Below are 23,443 nucleotides of genomic sequence, written 5' to 3'. Positions count from 1 at the left end.
TAATTCAGTAGATTCCAGCACAAAAAAACACTCATTTAAAATCATGAGTGCCCTCTAACTCTTGGGATATAACCTTCTGCTAAATAAAGGAAAAAGACTTAATGCTTCAGCAATTTTAAAGATTACAATATAAGAATCGAAGTCAGTACTAAGAATATGTTTTTGTTAAGGCTAAAGACACCTACCATTCTACATAATGGGATAAATTAAGATGTCCTAACGACTATTATTATGCCTCAATAAATCAAGTTATTTAATTAGGCCTCCAATGGAAAGGAGTCTATATTCATCTTGTATTTTTACTATTACGAACGCTTTACTTTACTCTTCAGCATACTAGGATTATTTTTTTCAGTTAATAACAGGGATTTAATCCGAATCCAGGGACGCTCATTCTCCCATTCTACTTTGACTGGGACACGGAAGGTCTTTTCCAATAATGATTCGGTTAATACGTCCCTTTTTTCTCCTTTATCCATAACGTTCCCCGAATTGATTAACATAGCATGGGTTATGGATGGTACGATTTCTTCAATATGATGTGTAACATATAAAATGGTTGGGCCGTTCGGTGCAGCAGTCATATCTTCAATAGATGCTAACAGCTCTTCTTTAGAGTAAATATCCAGTCCATTGCAAGGCTCATCTAAGATTAATAATTGCGGTGAAGACATGAGGGCCCTTGCAATCATTACTTTTCTTTTTTCACCTTGAGAGAGTGTGTGGATAAATTGGTTAGACAAAAGTTTGATTCTGAATTGGTCAAGTAATGCTTTTGCTTTCTTTACATCATCCTCTGTAATTTCCTCATATAATCCAATTGAAGCAAATTTTCCGCTTAAAACTACTTCAAGTGCTGTATCATTTGGGCGTGACTGATATTCCTGATCTAATGCGGAACTGACCCAGCCTATGGATTTCCGCAGTTCAGGAATATTCGTTTTTCCAAAAAGATTTCCTAAAACGGATACTTCACCACTATTCGGCCATTGATAACCTGTAATCATTTTTAAAAGAGATGTTTTCCCTGATCCATTTAGTCCTAGAAGTGCCCAATGTTCCCCTTTTTGGACCTCCCATGAAACCCCATTCAATAACAGCTTTCCATTTCGCTTCCAGATAATGTTTTTAAGTGAAATGATGCTTTTCGTTCGACTCACTTTTTCTCCTCCTTAAGGTATTAAAGCCTTTTACAAACGGTTTTCCGCATGTACAAAATTTTTAAAATGTTTCCTTGGTCCCTTGCTACTAGTAGACAAGAACCAATGTCCCCTAGCAATCAGGGTTAGGGAGAAAAACAATTTAACTGAATAATGCAATTATACTGATATTTTAACATTTTAAAATATAGATTCTATCTTATAGAGCTCCAATTTGTCGCATAAATAAAGAGTTAGTGATTTTACAAGGATTGAAGTTTGCAGGACTGCAAACAGTTGCCAGCCATAATTCAAGTGAACACTTTACCCCGTTTGTTACAAATGCGAAAGCTTCTCTAACTGCATGCTTAACAAACTGTTAATAGCAATATTGCGGTAGTCAGGTTAGTGAGACGATTGAATTTCTTAAATAACATGCAAGTTGAACTTTTAAAATGTCTTCTGGATTCGAAAAGGTAATTTGAAGCTTGTCTTCGATTCTTTTTAGCCTTTGATATAAAGTATTAACATGGATATGCAAAATTTTAGCTGTTTGTGTTGCTTGACGGTCGTTCTCCATATAGGCAAGCAGGGTTTGTTCTAAATCCAAAGTACCATCTTTATCAGATTGGAGAGGTTTAAAAACTTCATTTACAAAAGAGTTCAAGTCATCAATGGGTTGGTGAATAAAAAGATGATTAATGCCAATATCCTGATAGTTCACGATATTTTTAAGCTGCCTCGAGATCAGAAAAGAAAGGGCTTTATCCGCTTCGGAGTAACTTTTCGTTATATTCTCCATACTTGGATAGCAGGTACCCATCCCTATTTTTAGAGATTCTTCATGCACATTATTCCAGTTGGTATGAATAAGCGCTAGTCTCTTTTTTACATAATCTTGATCTGCAAAGTTATTAAATTGGCATACCAACGTCACTTTATTTCCATAACCAAAAACGAGTGAAACAAATATTCCTAAATGCCTTTTAATTTGTGCAATTAGTTTGTGCATTTGCATATTAACAAAATGGAAATCTGCATGAGGATGTAGATGAATTACGATCGCCATATAATAGGGATGTTGATTAATTCTAAGCTCAATGGCCTTCTTTCGTATCAGATTATATTCTCGGCTCTGAATAAAATCATTGAATAGATCATTTGTTTTTTGATAAAAAGAATCCACTAATGTTTGTTTTCTGATAATCTCTAATGCAATTACTGAGCTTGCCTGTTCAATAATCATTTTGTTTAAAGGAAAAAGATCATCTTCCTCCATTTCTACGGCCATTATTCCAATCGGAACATCGATAGCAATAATGGGGTGAATATACAATGACTGACTATTATAAGACTCAGTAAAAAAAGACTGAGTTGGTAATTTTGTATTTATTTTTATCAGCTCTGAAGGAAGCTCCGCTTTCCATGGGGTTGGATTAGAATATAATTGATCATCTGTTAAGTCTACTATCATTAATGGATGGTTTATCATCTTTTTTATTTCATTTGCGATTTTTTGTAAACCTTTACTTTGAAGAGACAGTTTTATTAAAGAATTGTGAATGGTATCTCGTTGAATTAAAAGGTCATTTTGTTTTTTTAGATTTTGGTATAGCTTCGAATTTCTTAAGACAATAGAAACCTGATCGGAAAAACTTTCTAACAGTTGTTGATCATCTTTCGTTAAAAGAGGATAAGCACCATTTTGGTAGACGATCAAAACACATAAAGTACTCTCCTCAACCTTTATTGGCACTGAGATAATGGATTGTAAATCGTCAAATTGGACAGAGTTATACAAATGAAAAAGATTACCTGGTGAAATATTAGAGGATTCTGAGAGAATTCCCTCTATATTTGTAAGAATAAAAGATTTATTATCTTTAAAGGTTTTTCCGATAATTCCCTCCCCGACCCTCATTCTCATTTTGCCAATTTCTTTATTAGGACCGCCTGTCCATGCTTTGGGAAAAAGCACGTCTATGCTTGGTTCGTATATCCATAAAACTCCCATATTAGCCACAGGTATAACAGACAAGGCATTTTCTAATATTTTTTTTAACAAATCATCTAAATCTTCGTGTACGGATATATCACGGATGCTCTCCATCATTTTGTTCCTAATATATTTTTCTCTATATAGCATTACTTGCAAGTAATGTAAATCGATTATCGTTTTAAGTTTTTGCTTGCTTTCGATTTTTAATACGGATGATTTGCTGATCCTGAGGACAAAGGTTGTATGATTCACATAATGATAGTAAATATCGGTGTAATTTTCATGGGTGCGAATTTTTTCATTGAAAAATCTTTCTGGTATGTGTGTTGCTTTGTCAAAATGATGAGATAAAACAAGTGAAAAATCTAATCCATTTAAGCTTTGCCACAGCTGAAAATGTGAAAAGCAACAGTCACCCACTAAAAATTGTTTGATTTTCATCAATGTTTCCACTTTATACAACCTCCATAGGAATATGTAGACCTCCACATAGTTTATGTAATTATTATATAGAGTCAAACATTGTTTGAATAGTTAGAATTTTTTATAATTATACAGAATTCAACTAATTTCGCTAGGAGGAATTATATGGTATCTAAATTGTCGCAGAACTGGAAGTATGTCATTATCATCTTGCTATTTTTAGGATGGTCAATTGGAAACTTTGATCGATTTTTTATGAATTATGCGATTTTAGGTATTTCAGAGGATCTACATTTAAGTGCCTCCCAGACTGGAATTGTTTTAAGCAGCTTTTTTGCAGGTTATGCCTTAATGCAAATTCCCGGTGGGTGGCTCGCAGATCGGTTTGGCTTCCGAAAAATCATTATCATGGCTGTTTTTGCTTGGTCCGTCTTCACGATTTTGTCGGGAATGGCGTGGTCCTTCATGTCCTTAATCCTCATTCGATTTCTTTTTGGACTTGGGGAAGGCAGCTTTTTTCCATCTGCGTCAAAAGGTATTGCGAGTTGGTTTCCACAAAATGAACGTAGCCGTGCCATGTCCTTCATGCTCACTTCTGGGACGATTATGGGGGTAATAACACCAATAATTGGTACCCAGTCCATGCAAAGTATCGGTTGGAGAACAATCTTTTATATTGCGGGTGCCATTGGTATTATATTTGCCTTCCTCTATGTATTTTTCATAAAAGAGCGGAAAGATTCAACTGTAGGAAAAAGTGAAAACCCTTCAAAAAATAAAGCACCTTTAAGAGAAGTTTTAAAAACTCCGATCATCTGGAATTTGTTCATAGCCTATTTTGCCATTTATGCCGTGCAATGGGGATTAATGGCGTGGATGCCAACTTATTTAGTAGCGGAACGCAATCTCGACTTAACATCAGTCGGGTATATTTCAGCTATTCCAGCGTTTGCAGGAATTATTGCAATGATTGTAAGCGGCTATATTTTGGATAAATTGCCTGAAGGGAAAGATAAGGTAATTGCAGCTGTATTTGCAGTATTAACGGCGGTTTTTCTATATTTAATGGCTTATGCACCAAATATAGCAATGTTTGCTGTCTATCAAAGTGTTGTTACTGTATTCATGTCGTTTAATATTATTCTGATTATCTCAGCTCCATTAAAAATGCTGTCTGAAGAGGTTGTAGGTACTGCAAATGGGTTCATTAATACCGGAGCCCAATTCGCTGGGGTTCTTACTCCGATGTTAATAGGATTTTTAGTCGATGCTTTTGACGGTTCTTATACAGTTGCTTTTATTATGCTGATTATGTTTGCTCTATTGTGTGCGGGATCTTTATTTTTAATTCGCACTAAGAAAGAGGTTCCTTCTTTCAAAAATAATGCAATTTAGGAGATGGAAAAATTGACTACTCTAACAGAAAAAATTACAAATTTAATAGATAATAAACGCACCTTGTTTACACAGCTAAGTGATCAAGTATGGGAGTTTGCAGAAACCAGATTTGAGGAATTCCGTTCAGCTGATTTGCTTAGCGAAGCAATGGAAAAGGAAGGGTTTACCGTAAAAAAGGGAATAGCTAGTCTTGAAACAGGTTTTATTGCCTCATATGGATCTGGTCATCCGGTCATTGCGATTCTCGGGGAATATGATGCCTTGGCAGGGCTAAGTCAACAAGCACGCAGCAGTACATTCGAGCCCATTAATAAAAATGGAAATGGCCATGGCTGTGGACATAATTTGCTGGGAGTAGGTTCCTTAGCGGCAGCTATTGCGGTTAAGGATTATTTGATGGAAAATAATCTTGGTGGAACAGTACAATATTTTGGCTGTCCAGCAGAAGAAAGTGGATACGGGAAAACTTTTATGGCAAGAGACGGTCTTTTTAAAGATGTTGATGCTGCCTTCTCATGGCATCCTTCAACAATGAATGCTGTCATGAACTCCACTGCCAACGCTGTCATCCATGCACACTTTAAATTTAAAGGGAGAAGTGCCCATGCCGCTGCATCACCACATTTAGGAAGAAGTGCCTTAGATGCAGTCGAACTAATGAATGTTGGAGTCAATTATTTGAGGGAACACATGATTGATGAAGCTCGGATTCATTATGCTGTAACCAATACAGGAGGATTGGCTCCAAACGTCGTTCAAGCTGAGGCGGAAGTGACATACTTAATCCGTGCACCGAAACCAGATCAAGTAAAAGAGCTTTATGACAGGGTAGTTAACTGTTCCCGCGGTGCGGCACTTATGACGCAAACGAAGGTTGATTTCGAAATTCAAGGTTCCTGCCATAATTTAATTCCTAATATGACACTTGAAAAAGTGATGCACCAATATATGCAGGAAATAGGAGCTCCTCTTGCTACTGAACAGGATATAAACTATGCAAAAACAATCTATGAAACGTTGACTGACGAGGAGAAGCGTGCGGCAGCTTTACAAGTTGGGAAACAAGGAGCTTCTCAATTAGCAGAACGACCTATTGCCGACTTTATCGTTCCTTTCTCTGAAAAAGAAACATTTATGGGAGGGTCTACAGATGTTGCCGATGTTAGCTGGAATGTTCCAACCGCACAATGTGTTACTTCCACCTGGGCGTTCGGAACACCCTTTCATACTTGGCAGGCCGTCGCACAAGGTAAAGAAAGCTACGCCCATGATGCCATGTTATTAGCTGGAAAAGCAATGGCATGTACCGCTATTTCGGCTCTTGAAAACCCAGAATTACTTGATAATGCTAAAAAAGAGTTAGCTGAAAGACTCGACGGGGAAACGTATACATCCCTAATTCCAAAAGACCTTACCCCTCCGAAAAATAAACAAAAGGGTATCAAACAAAAATTGTTTAATTGATAGTTTGATCAATGAAAAATAAAAATATCATTTAGATGCATTACGGGAACCATAAGTAAAGGTGTTTTATAAAAAAATAAATAAGCCTACTCGAGAGTTGTTCTCGAATAGGCTTATTAGATTTAATCACTGGCGCTTCATCAGGAATTGGAGAAGTAACTGCAAAATACTTGGCGAGTAAAAAAGCTAAAATTGTTTTAGGCTCTCGTCGCGAAGACAAATTAAAAGCAGTTGCAAATTTGAGATGTTTAAATATAGGCTATATTAATGGTTAATGTTGATATTTCGATAATAAAAAAAGAATGCCTATATATAGGCCTTCTTCATCGTTTTTTATGACCATTTTTCTTCATCATCAATCCATTGATTATTTTTTAACTCATATGATTTAGTATCATCGTGGAAAACAAAGAACGATGGTAAATTCAATATATCCCCACCTGATTTTTTCCAACATTGACTAAACCAATCTGTAAACGCTTTTTGTTCTAATTCGTATATTGCGGGATAGTTTTCTTCGTAAAAATTATCAAAAAAATCATCCAATGAATTGTCGATTAACTGATAGTATGTAACATCAGGAACTATATCAACACTACCTGCAAAAACTGTTGTGTCATTACCTTCATAGAAAACTTCGTTAGCTTCTCTATCCATAGAGAACATCCTTATTGAAATTTCAAAATTTGTAGGTTCAATAAATGCGGTAAAATCCAACAAATCTATTTCAGAAAAATAGTTGTATGTAATGATATTTTTAAGGTTAGCTACTAACAAATCTGAATGTTCCTCAAGGTTAGCTTTAATGGAATCAATATAATTATCGACTGTTAACATATTTTATGGTCTCCTTTTTTAATGCCTTATTCAAACAAATGCACCTGCTATTATGAAGTCACTAAGCTAAATTTTGCTTACGGAATCCATATCTATATAAACCTAGAAAGAAAGGATACATTATGATAAGCGTGAAAGCTGTAACGAAAATCATTCCCCCTACTCCAAGTTCTGGATCATTAAGCACATCCAACATTGTGTATGCACGCACTTCAATTACAGTTATTATAAATACGAATTTCCAGAATGACTTTGATAACCATTGTTTGTTATATACATAACCAAATAATCCAATTGTGGAAATAATACTGATAACAGTATCAGTAGTTTCTATCACCGGACCATGAACCGCTTCTACAAACATTGAAGCTATCGATATAGCTATAATTAGCCAAAAGTAAATTTTCCAGAGCATTTTTTACACTTCCCTACTAATTAAAATGAACCTCTCAATTTTTCCATTCTAGTATATCAAACCAACCTAGTAAAATAGGCTTATTTTTAAAATAATCCTTTTGAAGCGCATCCCAATACAATATACGCTCATTACTCCCAAAATACCTAGAATTAATTGGGTGTTTATATTAGCAACAAAAAAAAAGCCCTCACAATGAGGACCTCGAAAAAACCTACTCTTATGTAACCTCCCGTAAATTGTTTCATCGAGCATATCTTGTTGGACGAGCTTTATAAACTTATTTCTGCTGTTCTTCAATCACCACGAGCAATTCTTCCCCCGACTTATATTATTGTGGTCTTCACTCATTTTGTATAGAACTACACTACCGTTAGTTAACTACGGATTTTAACTCATCCCAGATGCTTTTTACTTCTACTATAAAAAAATAGTAGTACAAACCATGACCTTGATTTGTACTACTAATGTTAGTTTGACTCTTGTTTATGCTAAGTAAGAGCGCTTAATATCCTTCATACTTAGAATCATCTTCATACTGAATTTGCTCCGATTCTGGTTCTTCCTCAGGTGTTTCTTCCGGCTCCGATTCCAGTTCTTCCTCTGGTTTTTCGTCTGACTCCGATTCTGGTTCTTCCTCTGGTGTTTCTTCCGGCTCCGATTCCAGTTCTTCCTCTGGTTTTTCGTCTGGCTCCGATTCTGGTTCTTCCTCTGGTGTTTCTTCCGGCTCCGATTCCAGTTCTTCCTCTGGTATTTCGTCTGGCTCCGATTCTGGTTCTTCCTCTGGTGTTTCTTCCGGCTCTGATTCTGGCTCTTCCTCAGGTGTTTCTTCAGGCTCCAATTCTGGCTCTTCCTCTGGTGTTTCTTCAGGCTCTGATTCTGGCTCTTCCTCAGGTGTTTCTTCCGGCTCCGATTCTGAATCTTCCTCTGGTGTTTCTTCCAGCTCCGATTCTGGCTCTTCCTCAGGTGTTTCTTCAGGCTCTGATTCTGGCTCTTCCTCAGATGTTTCTTCAGGCTCTGATTCTGAATCTTCCTCTGGTGTTTCTTCAGGCTCCGATTCTGAATCTTCCTCAGGTGTTTCTTCCAGCTCTGATTCTGAATCTTCCTCAGGTGTTTCGTCAGGCTCCGATTCTGAATCTTCCTCAGGTGTTTCTTCCGGCTCTGATTCTGGCTCTTCCTCTGGTGTTTCTTCCGGCTCCGATTCCGGCTCTTCCTCTGGTGTTTCTTCCGGCTCCAATTCCAGCACTTCCTCTGGTGTTTCTTCCGGCTCCGATTCCGGCTCTTCCTCTGGTGTTTCTTCTGACTCCGATTCCAGCTCTTCCTCAGGTGTTTCTTCCGACTCCGATTCTGAATCTTCCTCAGGTGTTTCTTCCGGCTCCGATTCCGGCTCTTCCTCTGGTGTTTCTTCTGACTCCGATTCCAGTTCTTCCTCTGGTGTTTCTTCCGGCTCCGATTCTGAATCTTCCTCTGCTGTTTCTTCCGGCTCCGATTCTGAATCTTCCTCTTCCGACATTCCTTGTTCATATTCAGCCAGTTGGTCGAACTCGTCTGGCTCGTTTGGTGGTACGAAGTTCTGTTCATTTATTGACTCTATCTCTTTTGGATGACTACGACATTTGTAACGTTCGAGTGTTTCTTGTCGTGCGTTAAATTCCTTTTCAAATTTCTCGAACGCCTTCTGTCGGTCTTCAAGCGATTTGTTTTGCGAGCTCCATTGATATATATTTTGCACAAAATTCGTTACTTTCGTCCCGAGTGGGCTATATTGTAAAAAATGCTTCGACTGCAGCGCATTTTCCTTTAATGCATCCGTTAAACCGGTCCCTTGTAGAGGTGTGCCAATGTCGATTCCTAGGCTACTAAATAGTACCGGCGAGCCAAATTTAATCGTCGTATCGATGCGGTCCATAAGCTGATCCGTTTTATACTGGGGCATTAAGCTCGGATTTTGCAGTACTTGTTTCATGTATTCATTTTTTTGTTGATATTTTTCAGGCGAACTAAACACTTTGACAAATAAATCGGATTTCGTATTTTGATAAAATTCTTTTGGTGATTGTTTTATTTCCTCTGCTGCCGTTTTTGCCTTTTGATAAGAAGCTGTAATTGCTTTTGTAATATCAAACATACTCCATTACCACTTTTCAAGGGCTAAAAACCCCCGGCTTATTAAATGCGGAATCCATTTCATTGAAAGTTCGATTGTTTGCTTTTCATCATGTCCTGTAATAGCTACGACATTCTCAAAAAGTGTTTCGAGCGTCCAAAAAGGATTTGCAAGACGCCATAATGTCGTTGGTAAAATATCAAAAGCAATCATCGTGTCTCCCATCAGTTCTCGAAACACCCATTCGTCGTTTTCATATTTAATTATTTTTCCTTTTGGCACGAGGGTGTACGTTGCTAAAAATTCCTTGCTAGGGTTAGTTGGCCAGTCCAAGACTAATCCTTTCTCTCTTAATACCTGTAACTCCTGTTCAACTCTATCTACTGGAAGCTGCAATGCTGCGGGTAATTCGCTGAGCTCATAGGCAGCCATATTCGCAATCTGCCATACGCTATACGCTTGTTTTGTTAATGGAAATGTCTGCTTATAAAATCGGACGCCATAAGTAAGCCCTTTGTCTTGTTCAAAAAATCCTAATCCTTCGCCTGCTCCTACAATCATTTTGTTCACTCCTGTTCTCCTAAATCGATATATTCTAAGTTCCATAGGCCGATCTGGACAAGACGGAATCCATTATTTACGAGTAGCGCGAATGCCTCCGCTAGCGGCAGCTTACGCTGCTTCATAAGTGTATCGATTACTTCTAATAGCATCGATTTACCAGCTGCAGCATTCCAAACATCAAATTGGTCTTTCGTTAACACAATGCTTTTTGTTGCCTCGGTATCGGACATGAGCCATTTACCGTCCACCAAGCCATGCGCATAGCCTTGACGAGTTGCGTAAAGACGCATTAAGTTTGGATCTTCAATGGCGAAAAATTCCCAACGTGCGATAAGCTGTTCGTCCGTTAATTTTTTCAGTACAAGCGGCCAGTTAAAGTTTTTTACATTGGCAATCTTTTTCTGAATCGCTGACTCCCACTGCTCTAACGTTTCAAAGCGGCTCACTTGCCCCCAAGCCTCATATTCAAACGGTGTGAGCTGCTGTTGCTTCACACCATTCATTACTAAAAATACACGGCTACCGTTCTCCATTGGGAACTCTCCAAGGCCTCGACCGAGCTGTACAAATGGTTTATTTTTTTCCAAAACAAAATGCCTCCTTATTTTTCATAGTTCAATGGGTAAAATTTAAACGGCTCACCGTTAAACGGGGAGACGATGCATTGACCAATCGACAACTCCGTTAAATCCCAATCCTCGATGACATGCCCGTCAATCATTTGATCCTGCACGCCTTTACTTGCATTCGAGGATACATAGGCGACAAATTTCTTATTCATTCCGTGACGATTCGTAATAAAGCGGCGGCTTTGCTCGTCAAATAAGCGGAACGCAAACACTGTCCCAAAACCACTTAAAATACTATCACCGAGCGCCTCAGTATAAACGTGGCGTACTTGCCCAACGTTTTGAATGCCGGCTATTACACGAATGCCTAACGAGCGACCGAAGTTCAACGCATTGTCCATATAATTCAGTTTCGGAATTAATGGTAACTCATCTAAAATGAAAATGACATTGCCGCGTGCTTCAGTTTCCTTTTGTCCAAGCGCATTTTTCATCGCTATGTCTAATAATAGCGTATAAATTGGCTTTAAGACGTTGGCGCTGGCAATATCGTATTCTAAAAACACAGCACGTCCGCCGCGTTCTTTCACCGCGCGCGTTAACGAAAAATTGCCGCTTTCGCGGAAATTGCCGGTAAAGACGTTAAATAAGTTTTGGTATAGATGCATAAAGAACGACTGATTCGTTTTCGGGTCGTTGGACTTATGAATGTAGTTGCGCACCCAAGCAAAATCTTGATGCTTTAACAATAAGTTACGCACCGTCACGTCTGATGCCTCCTGTAGCCATCGAATAAAGCTAGCATGATCCTCTTTTGTACCATTTTTATCCATTTCACGTACTTTCGCACATAAAATGGCAGCGAATAAGTCTCTTGCACCAATCGAGAAAATCGGTGCGCTGGAATTTTCCATATCCTCTTTAAAAAGGGAAGAGGCAATTTCCCAAATAACTTCCTCGCGCTTTTCTTCCTTTGTGGCCATTATATCATCGAAAATATTCCAGCTCACCATTCCCGGCACGTCCTCGCTTGCGTTCGTCAACACGTAGTCCCCTATTTGATAAAACTTTTCTAAATAATCACCTTTCGCATCGAAAAATACAAACACATCATCTGTTGTTGCATTTTTACGCAGTCCATTGATTAAATGGAACATCGACACGGATTTCCCGCTGCCGATTGAACCGATAAAAAGCATATGTCGACGCAGTAAATCCGGATGAATCGATATCCCCGTTCGCTCTTGTCCAGGAATGCCGTATTTCGAACTACCGTACCATCTCACTTCTCCTGGTTGTAACGTTGCTAATGTTTGACCGTCAATGACTTGATTTTTTAAATAACTCATTGCTGCTCCTTTCAAAAAAAGTTGTCCTTCCTAGGAAGAACAACGCTTTGATTATCCGAAAATGTTTTCTTGCGCTTGTTGCTTTTTACCGCATTCTGTACAAAACTCTGCTTCTGCTAGTAGTGTCGTGCCACACTCACATTGCTTTGTTGACTTTGGGCTTTCTTTTGTAGCTTTTGTCTTTTTCGACACTTCCACAACCGAATCCGTCGCCGTTACTGCTGTTTCTTTTACCATTGTCGCTGTTTGCTTAATAGTTTCTATCGTAGATGTTAATTGCTCTTTTTTACTATATTGCCGAAAGTTTTCAATAGACATTGGCTTGTCAATCCATTTGCTGACTGCTAATTCACCCATAATTTGAATATCTTGCACAAGTGCCCCAATTTCACGAATCATTTGTTCAGTATGTTTCCCTGGGCCAGAAGCGGCAACCGTCATTACCGCATCATGTTTGCTAATGCGTGAGAATAAACCGCGGCTTGCTTCAACAGCAACGCTAATCGCTGGAGCCGCTTGGCTACTAAAGATAGATAAATACATTTGTACCCCACCAGCACTAATACCTCTATAGGCAATGTAGCTACCAAGAAGTAAAACGAGCAGCATAATAATATTAAAATCATTAAAGATGCCGACTAAGCCAATGAGAGCAATAATTACGCCGATAATAATTTGGATAATACTTTTTTTACGTGTTAACCCACCGACCACACCGGTAATGTTATCGATTTTCGTATCGCGAACGATAATGCTTGAGCCCATCGCGGAGGATGTGCTACCGGTAAAAATTAATCGACGATTCGTCGTGATGATATACCCTTCTGATTTAGGCACATCAATATATGATGCTTCATACTCGCGGATGACGACTTCATCTTCTGCTAAAATAATGCCACGTGCCGTTTTCACAAATATTTCCTCCTATTGCTTCGTTTTCTCGGTATTTAAAATTTCAATATTACCAATGAGGTAACCATTGCTCTTCTCATCAAATACCAGCGTATAGCGCTTATCACGCTCATACAAATATGCTTCTCCATCCGAGGTAAAGATTAACGATTCAAACGTTTCAACCGTTACCGTTAAATCTTTCGCTTGTTCAAAACTTTTAAATTTATTTTCCATAAACGTATAATTGTACGATTCAAATTCACGATGAGCATTAACGAATTTCTCATATTCTTTATACGTCTCCGTACCCGATTGGAAATAATCGCTCACATAAGAGAAGTCTGCTGCGATAATCGCTTGCTCATAAGCAGCGCGGTAACTCTCTAAAAAGGTTTGTGCTTCTTCTTTACCAAAAGTTTTAGCTGTTTGAATGACTTCATATTCTGGAAACTCAAAATACACCGTTTCCTCAGAAGATACTTCAAATTTTTCAGATTTATACGTGTCATCGTCAACTTCTAATACAGCTGAAACGCTTACCGTTTGACCTTCTGGGACACTTGCAATGACATCACCGTACTGTGCGATAGTTTGACCAGTGGTCTCACCATCAATGATGAGCTCCGCCTCTGGATACGGCGTATCTAAATAAATAGCATACGTTTCAAAATACACCTCTGCCGTACTTTCCTCAAAACCGGTCGGGTGAACAATTTGTAGCTTATGCGTTAAGTCACCAGTAGACGATGTCGCCTTTGCATCTAACGTATATGTACCTGGTAAAAGCATACCAAGCGATGTATGTCCACTCTCATCGGTCGTGGTTGTTTCATCGAGCATTTCAAACGTGACATCTTCCATATTGGCTTGTGCATTTAGCTCATAGCCAACCGCTTGCAAAGTATACGTTGAATAAATGCCGAATTTTTTCTGTTTTATAACTTCTAGTAAACGATTGCCGTTTGCATCAAGTACATACGGTGCACTCTCCTTGTCTTCTGCAAGCCTCGTTACCACTGATTCAATCGTATCAGCAATAGTGTGTAAATTATTCTCTTTCAAATAATCTTTGTACGAACCTTCAGAGTATTTTACATTCGCTGGTACTGTAATTTGCTCAAACAACAAATCAACATTGTCTGTTTCCGCGGCTTTTGTTGCAGCCGTTATCACCATATTTTTGTTATAGAGGAACAAGCCGGTGACATACAACACCACGACTAAAATAACCACACTGATGACGCTAATAAACCAAGGCTTTCTCCAAATGACTGGTCGGCTCAATGCATGCTCACCAGCAGCCATTACTGGTTCTTCACTGGAAAATGCATGCCCACATTTCAAACAAAACTTCGCATTAAAATCATTTGACGCAAGGCACTGCTCATTTTCACAACGCTTTAATCTCCCCATGTCTCCCTCCAACTTCAAAACTAGTAGTATTGTATCATAAATTCACGCTCTGAAAAGAAAAATTTTTCATCTCCGTAAAATTTCCCCAATTTGATACATCATTTCCCCCTATAATGTAGAATAAAATCTAATATTGCTTTTGAATAAAGTTTGAGAAAATTATTATTAAGCACTTTGATTAATGAACAGATAGAAAGAGCATAATTTTGAGAAATATTGATCAAAACATGCTCTTAACATAATTAATTGTAAGATACCCTGTATAAGAAACTGGTTGTGACAGTATCGAAGAACCATTTAGTGTACTGCTAGTACGTATACAAAAATTAACAAATCTCTGTCATATATATTGTTAATCTTTTTTTGAGGTGATTCTCTTATGGGAGCAATAATTGAACAGTGTGCTGGCATAGATGTACACCAAGAAACAGTAGTAGATTGTGTATTATTTGGTCCATTAGATAAAAAGCCAAAAACCTCTATTGAAACTTTTTCAACAACAACGGGACTCTTGGCATTAAGTGATTGGCTGGCTACCCTTCAGGTATCCGATGTTGTGATGGAAAGCACCGGATTCTACTGGAAACCAATATGGAATATACTCGAAGGATCTTTTCACCTTGTTCTTACCAATTCCAKGCATGTAAAAAATGTCCCAGGGCGTAAAACTAATGTAAAAGATGCCGGTATCTTCGTTCATTTTTCTTACGGCAGAATTTATGTCTTTTTTCTATTCACAACAAAAAAGCCCTTACAAGAGGACCCCCAAATAACTTTATAAAGTAAACGTTCCAGACAATGCTTCATCGAGTAAATCCGTTTGGATAAGCTGGATAAACTTCTTTCGCTGCATAATCACCAGTAATTCCTCCCCCGTGTCGCAATTCAACCGAGGTAAGTACTCTATATTAATTTCCTGACGATAGGGCTCAACGTTTAAATAATCTATACTCCATGTTTTTTTTCACGATGTACAACTCTTTCAGCTGTAGCCATAATAGCATACAATATATAAGCCTTCAAAGTATTTAGGGGCCCCGCTTAATATCAAAAAGAGTTTCTGTGATCCCTCCCCATAATATATAAAGGATGTGTCAACGTACCCGCTAGTCGTAATGACACTGCTGCTTCCTCATGCCATGTTTCCTTTACTGGTGTCTTTACAAACATCCTAATGCCTCCCAATTAAAAGTATATTGATCGTAGTTTAAGATTTCTAAATCAGTTTCAATACTATCCAACAGATCTTCAGGGTACCAAAAAACCTCCTTATAAACCGTATCGATAGGTTTTATAAGACCTGTTTCGAACAGGGATCTTCATCGTATTTAGAAACAATTCCTTTGAATCTGCGTTTGAATCCTTTGACATAAACTTCTTGTCCGATATCAAAATCATACGGAATATCAGGCTGAAGAGCACGAACCTTCCTAACCATAGAATTTCGGTGATTATAGTCAATCTCTTCCCCTGCACTTCTTTGTTGATCCAGTTTTCGAATCTGCTCTTTTAATGAATCGCGATATGCTTTTTTATTTTGCATGGGTTTGTCTCTCCTTTAACAAATTAAAAAAGACTACTCATTGTGGGCTTCTCTCGTTTTATATAGAACTAAAATACGGTTAGTCAAAGGTTCTGAAAGGTATTAACTAACTATTTCAATATTAATGTTCTTATTACAGGTCTTTGGGTATCTCGAAGCGGCACTCAATAAATACTCCCTTGCGGCCTGCTCCACATTAGTTAAGTCGTAATTATCTCCGACCCTCTCTTTAAACGTGTGTAATAAATCGATATCCCCTTGAAATGAAATGCTACCTGCTGGGTATTGACCAATACCATAACCACTAACGTCCATAGGCATAACTCCAGCTTGCCCAAGGTTGTTTTTATCAACCCATATAGAAAAAAGCCTTGGGTTAGCATCTGTACAACTCCCTATAAGTACTACAAACTTTGCACCTTCATTAACTTCATTTTCAGACATGTGTTGCTTAATATGATTTAAAGTTAATTCTGCTAAATGAGTTATTTCACAATCATTTTCACGAATAAATTCTATGAAACCATCATGAAATTTTGAATCGACCCTTCCTGACATACTAACTAGCTTATCGTTAATTCTAAAGACTTTCCTTTCATTTTCGATTCTTATCTGATTGGAAAGATTATCATTTACATTTACATTTATTCTTAAGGAATCAGAACCCATAAGAAGATAGGGATTAATCCCCGTTTCAGGATTCGGTTTCACAATTACACCAAGCAATACGGTCACAGTATTTCCCCCTTTTTAGTTTTGATTCTATTCATACAATAGAATTCCTTTTATCTTAGTCGGAAATTAACCCAGGATTTAAAATAAAGACCCCTGCCTATCTCCGTTTCCTTCAACGTAGCATACTTTATTAATCAAATACACTAATCCGGCTTCGGAGATGGGTGTCTTTTGGTCAATCAGCGTGAATTGTTTAACGAGGTAAGGGTTATAATAAACTTTAGAAAAGTGCGCAAGATCCATATGTAGTCTGGCACCATGAAAATCGCTTTCCACACCAGCATGGACCCGCTTGCGCCTTTCTTTAACTGTTTTTAAACGGCCAGATTCAGACACTGGAATTTACATACTCCTTTAAGTAGGACGGTTTTAGTGTAAGCTACAAAGGACCCTGACTTTAATCAAGGTCCTTTTCTTTAAGGTTTATTAATGTACTCCACTACCACTGTTTGGCTTCCTTTTAAGTAATTCAGCAAATTCAGGAGGCATATCGTCAAATCTCTCTACCGCTCGTTCTTTTACGGATTGTATTAGATCCATTAATTCTTTTGGCATACCATTTGTTGCTTCTTCTTGAACAGTAATGACCCTGTATCCATATCAATTGAATAAGCACCATCTGAACTTAAGGTTAATTCTTTTTCGATGGCTGCCCACAATTCATTTTTTCGATTCCTCATGTCAATTTGGCACTTTTTTAAAGTTAAACAAACTTTATTTTCCTCATCTTTTTTGTTGATTCAATTGATAAGTAATATTCAATATCTATAATATTTTGTTTATCTCTAATATTTAAAATTAGATATTGATTTAAATAAGATACTAGTTTTGCCGAGTTAATTTTCAACTCTTCTAAGGATTTAATTCTTTCCTGTGTTATTGAACTAGTATATGACGTATATTTACTAGTCTTTTGTGCATTTACTAGAGTTAAAAGTTAAATATCACAGAGACTAAAAGTGCTCCAATTGCTATTATCCGTGTCTTTCATTCTATCACCCTTCATCGAATTCTAAAAATTCATTGATTAATTTACTAACAAATTGCGCACTAGTATACCCCGCATAGTCTTTAGCATAATCGTCTTTTGTGTTATCAGCCATATCACTGATAGACTTAACTACCAAGGGTGAAGGACGGGGAGCTAAAGCGTGTAGAGCAGCAAACATAAAACCAAAAGCTTCCATATCCACTGCGGTAATCTTACGATGTTGAGATTGTATTTCTCTCTTTTTTTCACTAGTTGCGATTACAGCTGAACCAGATACAAAGGGAGCGATGTACACTGAAAGGCTATGAATGAATAATTTCGATTTATAATTTGAACGTATTTCGTCAAGAACATGACTCGTGGTTCTCAGCCTATTTATATAACTCAAAAGGTTTATAGGCGCTCTTAATTGGTATGGACTATCTTCAAACCTAGTACCTCCATCTTCGTCAATAAATTTGCCATCACCGTAATCCCAACATGGATCTGCTATTATTATATCGCCAAATTTCAAATTCCCTTCGATTGCACCAGCAACACCTGTCATAAATATATATTTCGGTCTAAAATGATGAATTAATTTAGTTGTTGCTACTGCAGCAGCACTCATTCCCATTTGCTCACAACTAACTGCAACTAATTTTACTAAATAACCTTCATTATTTAAAAGACTTCCAGTGTAATAAATTAAATTATCTGATGGTATATTTACCCTTTCCCAATTAGCATCCAATTTCAGTATATTTTCTAATTCTATATCTTCTAATGCGCAAACAAATCCAACATCAAAATAATAATCTGGGATAGCGATGTTAAATTTAGATGAATTTACTTCGGATACTTGATTAGTAAGTCTTATTTGCCAGTCATCGGTTTTTTCATCAAACTTAATTAATAAATGTAATTTATCTTCAAAGTTATTTCTGTAATTATCAAATTCAGAAAGACCAATAATATAATTAGGCCTTTTATATCTATTTGTATCATGAATTAGTCTTAATATTTCTAACCCACCATCAGTTAAGGGTTTATCTCCGGTTCTTTCAGGGAGTTGGACGTCTAAAATTAAAATATCATATAATTTATTTCTTAACTTTTTTTTCCCTTCAACAATATCTGATACTGTCTCTATATTTTCTATTACAACACTTGCTTGAACTAAACACTCTCTTATTTGTGAAACTTTTCGAGGATTATCATCAATGATTAATATTTTTATCAATACTTATATTCCTATATGTTCTTTTAATAAATTCATAAGTTCTATCTTCCAAGAGTCATTTGTAGTGTTGTAATAAATAGTATCTATATAGTTAGAGTAACTTTTGTCTGCTATCGATTTTCTTAATTCTTTTAAAGACAGATCACGTTCAAATCGATCATATTGAGTAATAACAATTGTTGGAACCTTTATATTTCTACGAGATAACTGTCTTAGAATCTCTTCTCCTGCGAAGGACATTGGTTTACCGCCAGATTGTTCAACAGTTATTTTAAAAGTGGGCAAACTCATATCTAAAAGTAATAAATTATAGTCTTTTATTGCTAATGCTCTTAAACCATTCGTATACGAGCTCTCTAATTCAATAATAGTATTATTTAAATGTTCTTCTAAAAAGCCTATAAGTTGTTCAGACTTTTGTTGGTCATCTTCTATTACTAATATTCTCATACTAATAACCCCTCTAATAAGATACAAAGATCTACTTGGAAAGAATCCTCATAGATGTTAAATTCCAGTTTACCTCTAGTTCTTAAATCAATTTGGATTAATTTATATAGTTTAGGCAAACCAGAGCCACCTTCTGTACTTATAAAATCTTTTGTATTACTTTCGGAAGAAATTTTTCTTTTAGAGGCTTCAATATTTTTAATTCTTATTTCTAAGGGCACTGCTTCAAAGTTAACTTTATTAAATACTTTAATATTTAAAAATGGTCCATTTAATATTCCTTCTACTACAATTTCTAAATTATTAAATCCACTACGTTTCATAGCATTATCGAATAGAATAGTAAACAAATGAACAAATGAATTTAAATAATTACCCTTAAATGTTATTTCTTCATTAATTGTACTATTTATTATACTCATAATATTAATATTCATATTTTTAGCAGCTTTAAAAGCAATTTCGATAGGCAAACTCAAATTAAAATTTTCAATTTCTAAATCTTTATTCCTAGTAAACCAAGCAATAACACTATCAATATCTCGATTAGTTCGAGTTTTTACTTGCTTAATTTTATTCGTTAATTCCAATAAATTAATATATTCGGGTGCTTGATCTAAATTATAAAATAATTCATCGTAGTATGAATTAATACTAGCTCTAAAATCACGATCCAAATAAGATCTAATTTGTATTAGATTATTTTCTGTTATATCCCAAAGATGACTTATAATATATTCTATAAATTCTGCTAAAGTAAGATTCTTCTGAAATGATACTTCGTAATACAATGATCTTATAACAGCTTGGTATAAAGTGTAATCAAATAAACCATTTAAATTTTTCTCAGTTTGGATTTGAATATATACGTCTTTTAATTTAGCAATTTGATTATCATAACTCTCAGAAAAAACATTTAAATTTTCTTGGATAAATTGTTTATTTGCCTCATCACATTTAATTTTTTCTAACCAATACTCATTTTTAACATATAAACCTGTTTTAGAATCTATTTGAGTAATTATCTTCTCTCTTTCTAATTCTCTTCTCAATTGCCCAATTAATGAGCCATGTCTAATTCCAACACTTAAGTATCCATTTAATCCATAATGCTTACTATAAACAAATTCGTCTCTTATACTTTTAACTAACGAAACAAATAAACCCCATCTTTCATTAACATAGAATGGAACAAATTTTGCATTTTGAAAATCAGATAAAGAAAAATAATTGTTTGTAACCTCATGATTATTAAAGTAATCAAGAGTTTGGAATCTTGAGAAGTCTTCTTTTAAACTTTTAATTAAGGTAGTTTTTATGCCTTTTTCATCTACGTATATTTTATTACTTTCAATAACTCTAGTTAGCTTTTTAAGTGTCATTTTCTGTGTTATTTCTTGTATTTCAATATCATATAATGATTCATTCTTAGGATCTAAGTCTTTCAGTATATTACAAATTTTTATCCTTTCTCCCTCAACTTCTGAGTGATTTTCAAATTCAATTGATTTAGACATAATATCAATTGAACAAATATTTTTTAAAAAGAATTTTAACTTAGATTTTTCAAACACCTCATCTAACTTATTTAAGTCAGAAGGTTTATTTAAATCATAAGCATATAAAAAATCTTCGTAAATATCTGTTAGTAAGTAGTCTCTGTCATTAGATAGTTTTTTTGAATAAAAATAATACAAAATAGGAATATCGATTATAGTTTTGTCATATGTTTGTGCGTCTAATAGTTCTATTAGATTCTTGAAGTCTTCATTAGAAAGTAAAGAAATGTTTTTTAAATAATGTTCAACCACAATTTTTGTAGTAGTATTTAATTCAAAAGTCTTAATATAACATTGAGCTAATATTGAATAAATTTCAAATTTATTTGTATCTGTTGTAATTTTGAGTAAATCTTCATAAGTTTTAATGGCTTCAATATAATTTTGATTACTGAAGTAAATTGCACCTAAAAATTTTAGTTCCCTATCTTTTGGTAGCTTTAATGTAGGTAACTCTTTGAAATCATTATTTAAGAATAAAAAGTGTGATTTTAAAGTAGGTGAGTCCTTAACATATTCCTTATATTTATTCAGTATTTGTATACCGTTTTTATTACCATAAATCTCTGTGAATACGCTTGATTTTGGTAATAAAGAAGTTTTAAAACCCATTCTGCAAAATTGATATCTCAAAATATTATTTGTAGGTTCAATTGAGTGCATAGTAATAGAGAATAGCTTCCATGCCCAAGCCTCTGAAGAAAACTCATAACAAATTTTTAAAAGTGGCTGGATTTTTAATAAAGTATCCGTTCTATCTAAATAAAATTTATGTAAGAAATTTAGTATCCTTCCTAAAAGTTTTTCATCATCAAACTTAATATTCTCATCTAAATAGATACATGATTTTACATATAACTCATAAAGCTCAACATAATCTGGAGAGCTTTTTAAGAAACTTTCACACAAAGATTTTACGGTTTTATAGTCTCCAGAAGAGTAACAATCTAAAATGTTTAGCACAAGTATATCTTCATCTGCAGGTGTATAATTTGACCTGATTTTAAAGTTATTAAAAAGGCTTTTATCCTGAATATTTTTAAGATTATTGAGTACAATCTCTAGTACTTCACGATTTATTAAACCTTTTTCTGTTAAAGAAACCAGAGACTTTGTAAACTCTAAATATCTATCTATTAATGGAAGGGAATGATCAAAAGCTAACTTAAAGTGTTCATTTTCAAATTTTTCATCCTTTAAACTTAATTTATTTAAAAAATAGCTTCTTCCTACAGCGTCAGGAAAATCTTTAAAAAGACTGTCTATATATCCTTTTAATTCAGATTCGTATTTTTCCGTTGAAATCACTTCTTCAATACTCATACTTTTAAAGTGTAAAATTATTTTTATTATCTCTGAAACATTATCGTTTTTAATAATTTCTTGGAAAAACTCTTTATGCTTAGATACCCCATATTGTCTTTGATATAATTTCATTCTACTTTCAATTAACCAAAGGGATAATCCTAACTCTGTTTCAATTTCATCAAGTATTTCATTTGCTTCTTCCCAATTATTCTCAAAAACAAAAAAATTATAACCATTCCTCAAATCAACAAAAAGCTTAATTTTATCTGAATGGTAGCTGATTATTGCTGATATCCATATAATTTCATTTTCTACATCAATATAGTGTTGAGTTTTTTTTCCACCTAAACATTCATAACTCTTAGGAAAAGTATTCCCTTCCAAAAAGCTTGTGATATTAGGTATCTTTTTTAAAGAAGAATAAAGATTAGTTAGATCATTATTAGATGTATCAAGCTTTAATTTTGTAATCAATTTATATGGATTTTTATATTTAGCTAACATCCTTTTATATAATTTATAATTCATAAAACACCTCCAAATAATTTATGATGTAATTTAATCCCCATTATTAAATAAGATTATTATAAAAGGCTTGTCTGAAAAGAATATTTAATTGACAAGCCCTTTTATAAGCTATCTTCTTAAAACTAGTCTTCTAACGGTTCTCCTTCATTAAATCAATAGTATTATTTTTGTTATTTATAAATCATTATAAATAAATTTTAGAATTGTAAATGCAGTTAAATTCCCCTTGACTAACAGAAAATCCCCTTCTTGAATTTTTATCTCTTTAAAAGTTTTTAGTTGTAATTGCTTTCCTCTTAATTTCTGATAAAGATTTTTTGCTATCTCAAAAATCTTTGTAGTATTCCCTGCCTTAGTTGCTTCTACCAGTCTTTTTTCTTGGTTATTTTTAAAATTTAAATCATGTAGGTCGTATTTGTTAACCAGTTCAATCCATTCACTAAAAATTTACGAGCTTTTTTCATTTAATATATATAATACTATTTCATCACCTTGAAAAACAGTATTGAAATACCATTCCCATTTTACAGTAGATA

At 35.3% G+C, this 23,443-nt stretch carries 21 protein-coding genes and 1 pseudogene; 4 read left to right on the top strand and 18 right to left on the bottom strand.

Annotation, left to right across the window (positions count from 1 at the left end):
• Positions 1–305: 305 nt before the first annotated feature.
• On the bottom strand, positions 306–1,160 hold the full coding sequence (locus AC1DIV_RS22690) for an ABC transporter ATP-binding protein (RefSeq protein ID WP_340875939.1): 855 nt from the start codon (positions 1,158–1,160) through the stop codon (positions 306–308).
• A gap of 379 nt (positions 1,161–1,539) precedes the next feature.
• Positions 1,540–3,591 (bottom strand): helix-turn-helix domain-containing protein, encoded by a 2,052-nt coding sequence (locus tag AC1DIV_RS22685; protein ID WP_340875938.1) that lies wholly within the window; start codon positions 3,589–3,591, stop codon positions 1,540–1,542.
• Between the two features lie 135 nt (positions 3,592–3,726).
• On the opposite strand from AC1DIV_RS22685, the gene AC1DIV_RS22680 reads away from it, so the two are divergent.
• From AC1DIV_RS22680 to AC1DIV_RS22670, 3 genes and pseudogenes are all read left to right on the top strand, one after another.
• On the top strand, positions 3,727–4,956 hold the full coding sequence (locus AC1DIV_RS22680; RefSeq protein ID WP_328151931.1) for an MFS transporter: 1,230 nt from the start codon (positions 3,727–3,729) through the stop codon (positions 4,954–4,956).
• Between the two features lie 12 nt (positions 4,957–4,968).
• The gene (locus AC1DIV_RS22675) at positions 4,969–6,423 is read left to right on the top strand and encodes a M20 family metallopeptidase (RefSeq protein ID WP_477577441.1); all 1,455 of its coding nucleotides are present in this window, start codon (positions 4,969–4,971) and stop codon (positions 6,421–6,423) included.
• Positions 6,424–6,530: 107 nt separating this feature from the next.
• Positions 6,531–6,650, top strand: a pseudogene (locus AC1DIV_RS22670) (SDR family NAD(P)-dependent oxidoreductase); the annotation flags it as partial.
• 106 nt (positions 6,651–6,756) lie between these two features.
• Here the strand turns inward: AC1DIV_RS22670 and AC1DIV_RS22665 are convergent.
• From AC1DIV_RS22665 to AC1DIV_RS22630, 8 genes are all read right to left on the bottom strand, one after another.
• Positions 6,757–7,260 carry a hypothetical protein gene (locus AC1DIV_RS22665; RefSeq protein WP_340875934.1) on the bottom strand — a complete coding sequence of 168 codons (504 nt, stop codon included), beginning with the start codon at positions 7,258–7,260 and terminating at the stop codon, positions 6,757–6,759.
• Positions 7,261–7,321: 61 nt separating this feature from the next.
• Entirely contained in the window at positions 7,322–7,675 is a 354-nt protein-coding gene (locus AC1DIV_RS22660) for a hypothetical protein (RefSeq protein ID WP_340875933.1), read from the bottom strand.
• A 505-nt stretch (positions 7,676–8,180) separates the two neighbouring features.
• Positions 8,181–9,803 carry a hypothetical protein gene (locus tag AC1DIV_RS22655; protein ID WP_340875931.1) on the bottom strand — a complete coding sequence of 541 codons (1,623 nt, stop codon included), beginning with the start codon at positions 9,801–9,803 and terminating at the stop codon, positions 8,181–8,183.
• A 6-nt stretch (positions 9,804–9,809) separates the two neighbouring features.
• Complete coding sequence (locus tag AC1DIV_RS22650; protein WP_340875930.1) at positions 9,810–10,343, bottom strand: hypothetical protein; 534 nt, start codon at positions 10,341–10,343, stop codon at positions 9,810–9,812.
• Between the two features lie 5 nt (positions 10,344–10,348).
• Entirely contained in the window at positions 10,349–10,879 is a 531-nt protein-coding gene (locus AC1DIV_RS22645; protein WP_340875929.1) for a hypothetical protein, read from the bottom strand.
• 68 nt (positions 10,880–10,947) lie between these two features.
• Positions 10,948–12,201 carry a type IV secretory system conjugative DNA transfer family protein gene (locus AC1DIV_RS22640; protein ID WP_340875927.1) on the bottom strand — a complete coding sequence of 418 codons (1,254 nt, stop codon included), beginning with the start codon at positions 12,199–12,201 and terminating at the stop codon, positions 10,948–10,950.
• 114 nt (positions 12,202–12,315) lie between these two features.
• Positions 12,316–13,176: a hypothetical protein gene (locus AC1DIV_RS22635; RefSeq protein WP_340875925.1), complete on the bottom strand. Its 861-nt coding sequence runs from the start codon at positions 13,174–13,176 to the stop codon at positions 12,316–12,318.
• Between the two features lie 12 nt (positions 13,177–13,188).
• Positions 13,189–14,571 carry a TcaA NTF2-like domain-containing protein gene (locus tag AC1DIV_RS22630; protein ID WP_340875924.1) on the bottom strand — a complete coding sequence of 461 codons (1,383 nt, stop codon included), beginning with the start codon at positions 14,569–14,571 and terminating at the stop codon, positions 13,189–13,191.
• A 379-nt stretch (positions 14,572–14,950) separates the two neighbouring features.
• Here AC1DIV_RS22630 and AC1DIV_RS22625 point away from each other — a divergent pair, with 379 nt between their 5' ends.
• Entirely contained in the window at positions 14,951–15,352 is a 402-nt protein-coding gene (locus AC1DIV_RS22625; protein WP_477577439.1) for an IS110 family transposase, read from the top strand.
• 266 nt (positions 15,353–15,618) lie between these two features.
• Here the strand turns inward: AC1DIV_RS22625 and AC1DIV_RS22620 are convergent, their stop codons facing one another.
• From AC1DIV_RS22620 to AC1DIV_RS22585, 8 genes are all read right to left on the bottom strand, one after another.
• On the bottom strand, positions 15,619–15,741 hold the full coding sequence (locus AC1DIV_RS22620) for a hypothetical protein (RefSeq protein ID WP_340875920.1): 123 nt from the start codon (positions 15,739–15,741) through the stop codon (positions 15,619–15,621).
• 121 nt (positions 15,742–15,862) lie between these two features.
• Complete coding sequence (locus tag AC1DIV_RS22615) at positions 15,863–16,114, bottom strand: hypothetical protein (protein ID WP_340875919.1); 252 nt, start codon at positions 16,112–16,114, stop codon at positions 15,863–15,865.
• 102 nt (positions 16,115–16,216) lie between these two features.
• A complete protein-coding gene (locus AC1DIV_RS22610; protein WP_477577437.1) occupies positions 16,217–16,849 on the bottom strand; it encodes a hypothetical protein in 633 nt (210 codons plus the stop codon).
• Positions 16,850–16,927: 78 nt separating this feature from the next.
• On the bottom strand, positions 16,928–17,185 hold the full coding sequence (locus AC1DIV_RS22605) for a hypothetical protein (RefSeq protein ID WP_340875917.1): 258 nt from the start codon (positions 17,183–17,185) through the stop codon (positions 16,928–16,930).
• 203 nt (positions 17,186–17,388) lie between these two features.
• Positions 17,389–17,529: a hypothetical protein gene (locus tag AC1DIV_RS22600; protein ID WP_340875916.1), complete on the bottom strand. Its 141-nt coding sequence runs from the start codon at positions 17,527–17,529 to the stop codon at positions 17,389–17,391.
• A gap of 315 nt (positions 17,530–17,844) precedes the next feature.
• A complete protein-coding gene (locus AC1DIV_RS22595; RefSeq protein ID WP_340875915.1) occupies positions 17,845–19,062 on the bottom strand; it encodes a phosphorylase family protein in 1,218 nt (405 codons plus the stop codon).
• A 3-nt stretch (positions 19,063–19,065) separates the two neighbouring features.
• The gene (locus AC1DIV_RS22590) at positions 19,066–19,512 is read right to left on the bottom strand and encodes a response regulator (protein WP_340875914.1); all 447 of its coding nucleotides are present in this window, start codon (positions 19,510–19,512) and stop codon (positions 19,066–19,068) included.
• Positions 19,509–22,907, bottom strand: coding sequence for a hypothetical protein (locus AC1DIV_RS22585; protein ID WP_340875913.1), 3,399 nt, complete (start codon positions 22,905–22,907; stop codon positions 19,509–19,511). The genes AC1DIV_RS22590 and AC1DIV_RS22585 overlap by 4 nt, the downstream gene beginning before the upstream one ends.
• Between the last annotated feature and the right edge of the window lie 536 nt (positions 22,908–23,443).

It is taken from the genome of Peribacillus sp. 05N428 (genome assembly GCF_056397085.1).
This window is presented reverse-complemented; position numbering and strand designations above follow the sequence as displayed.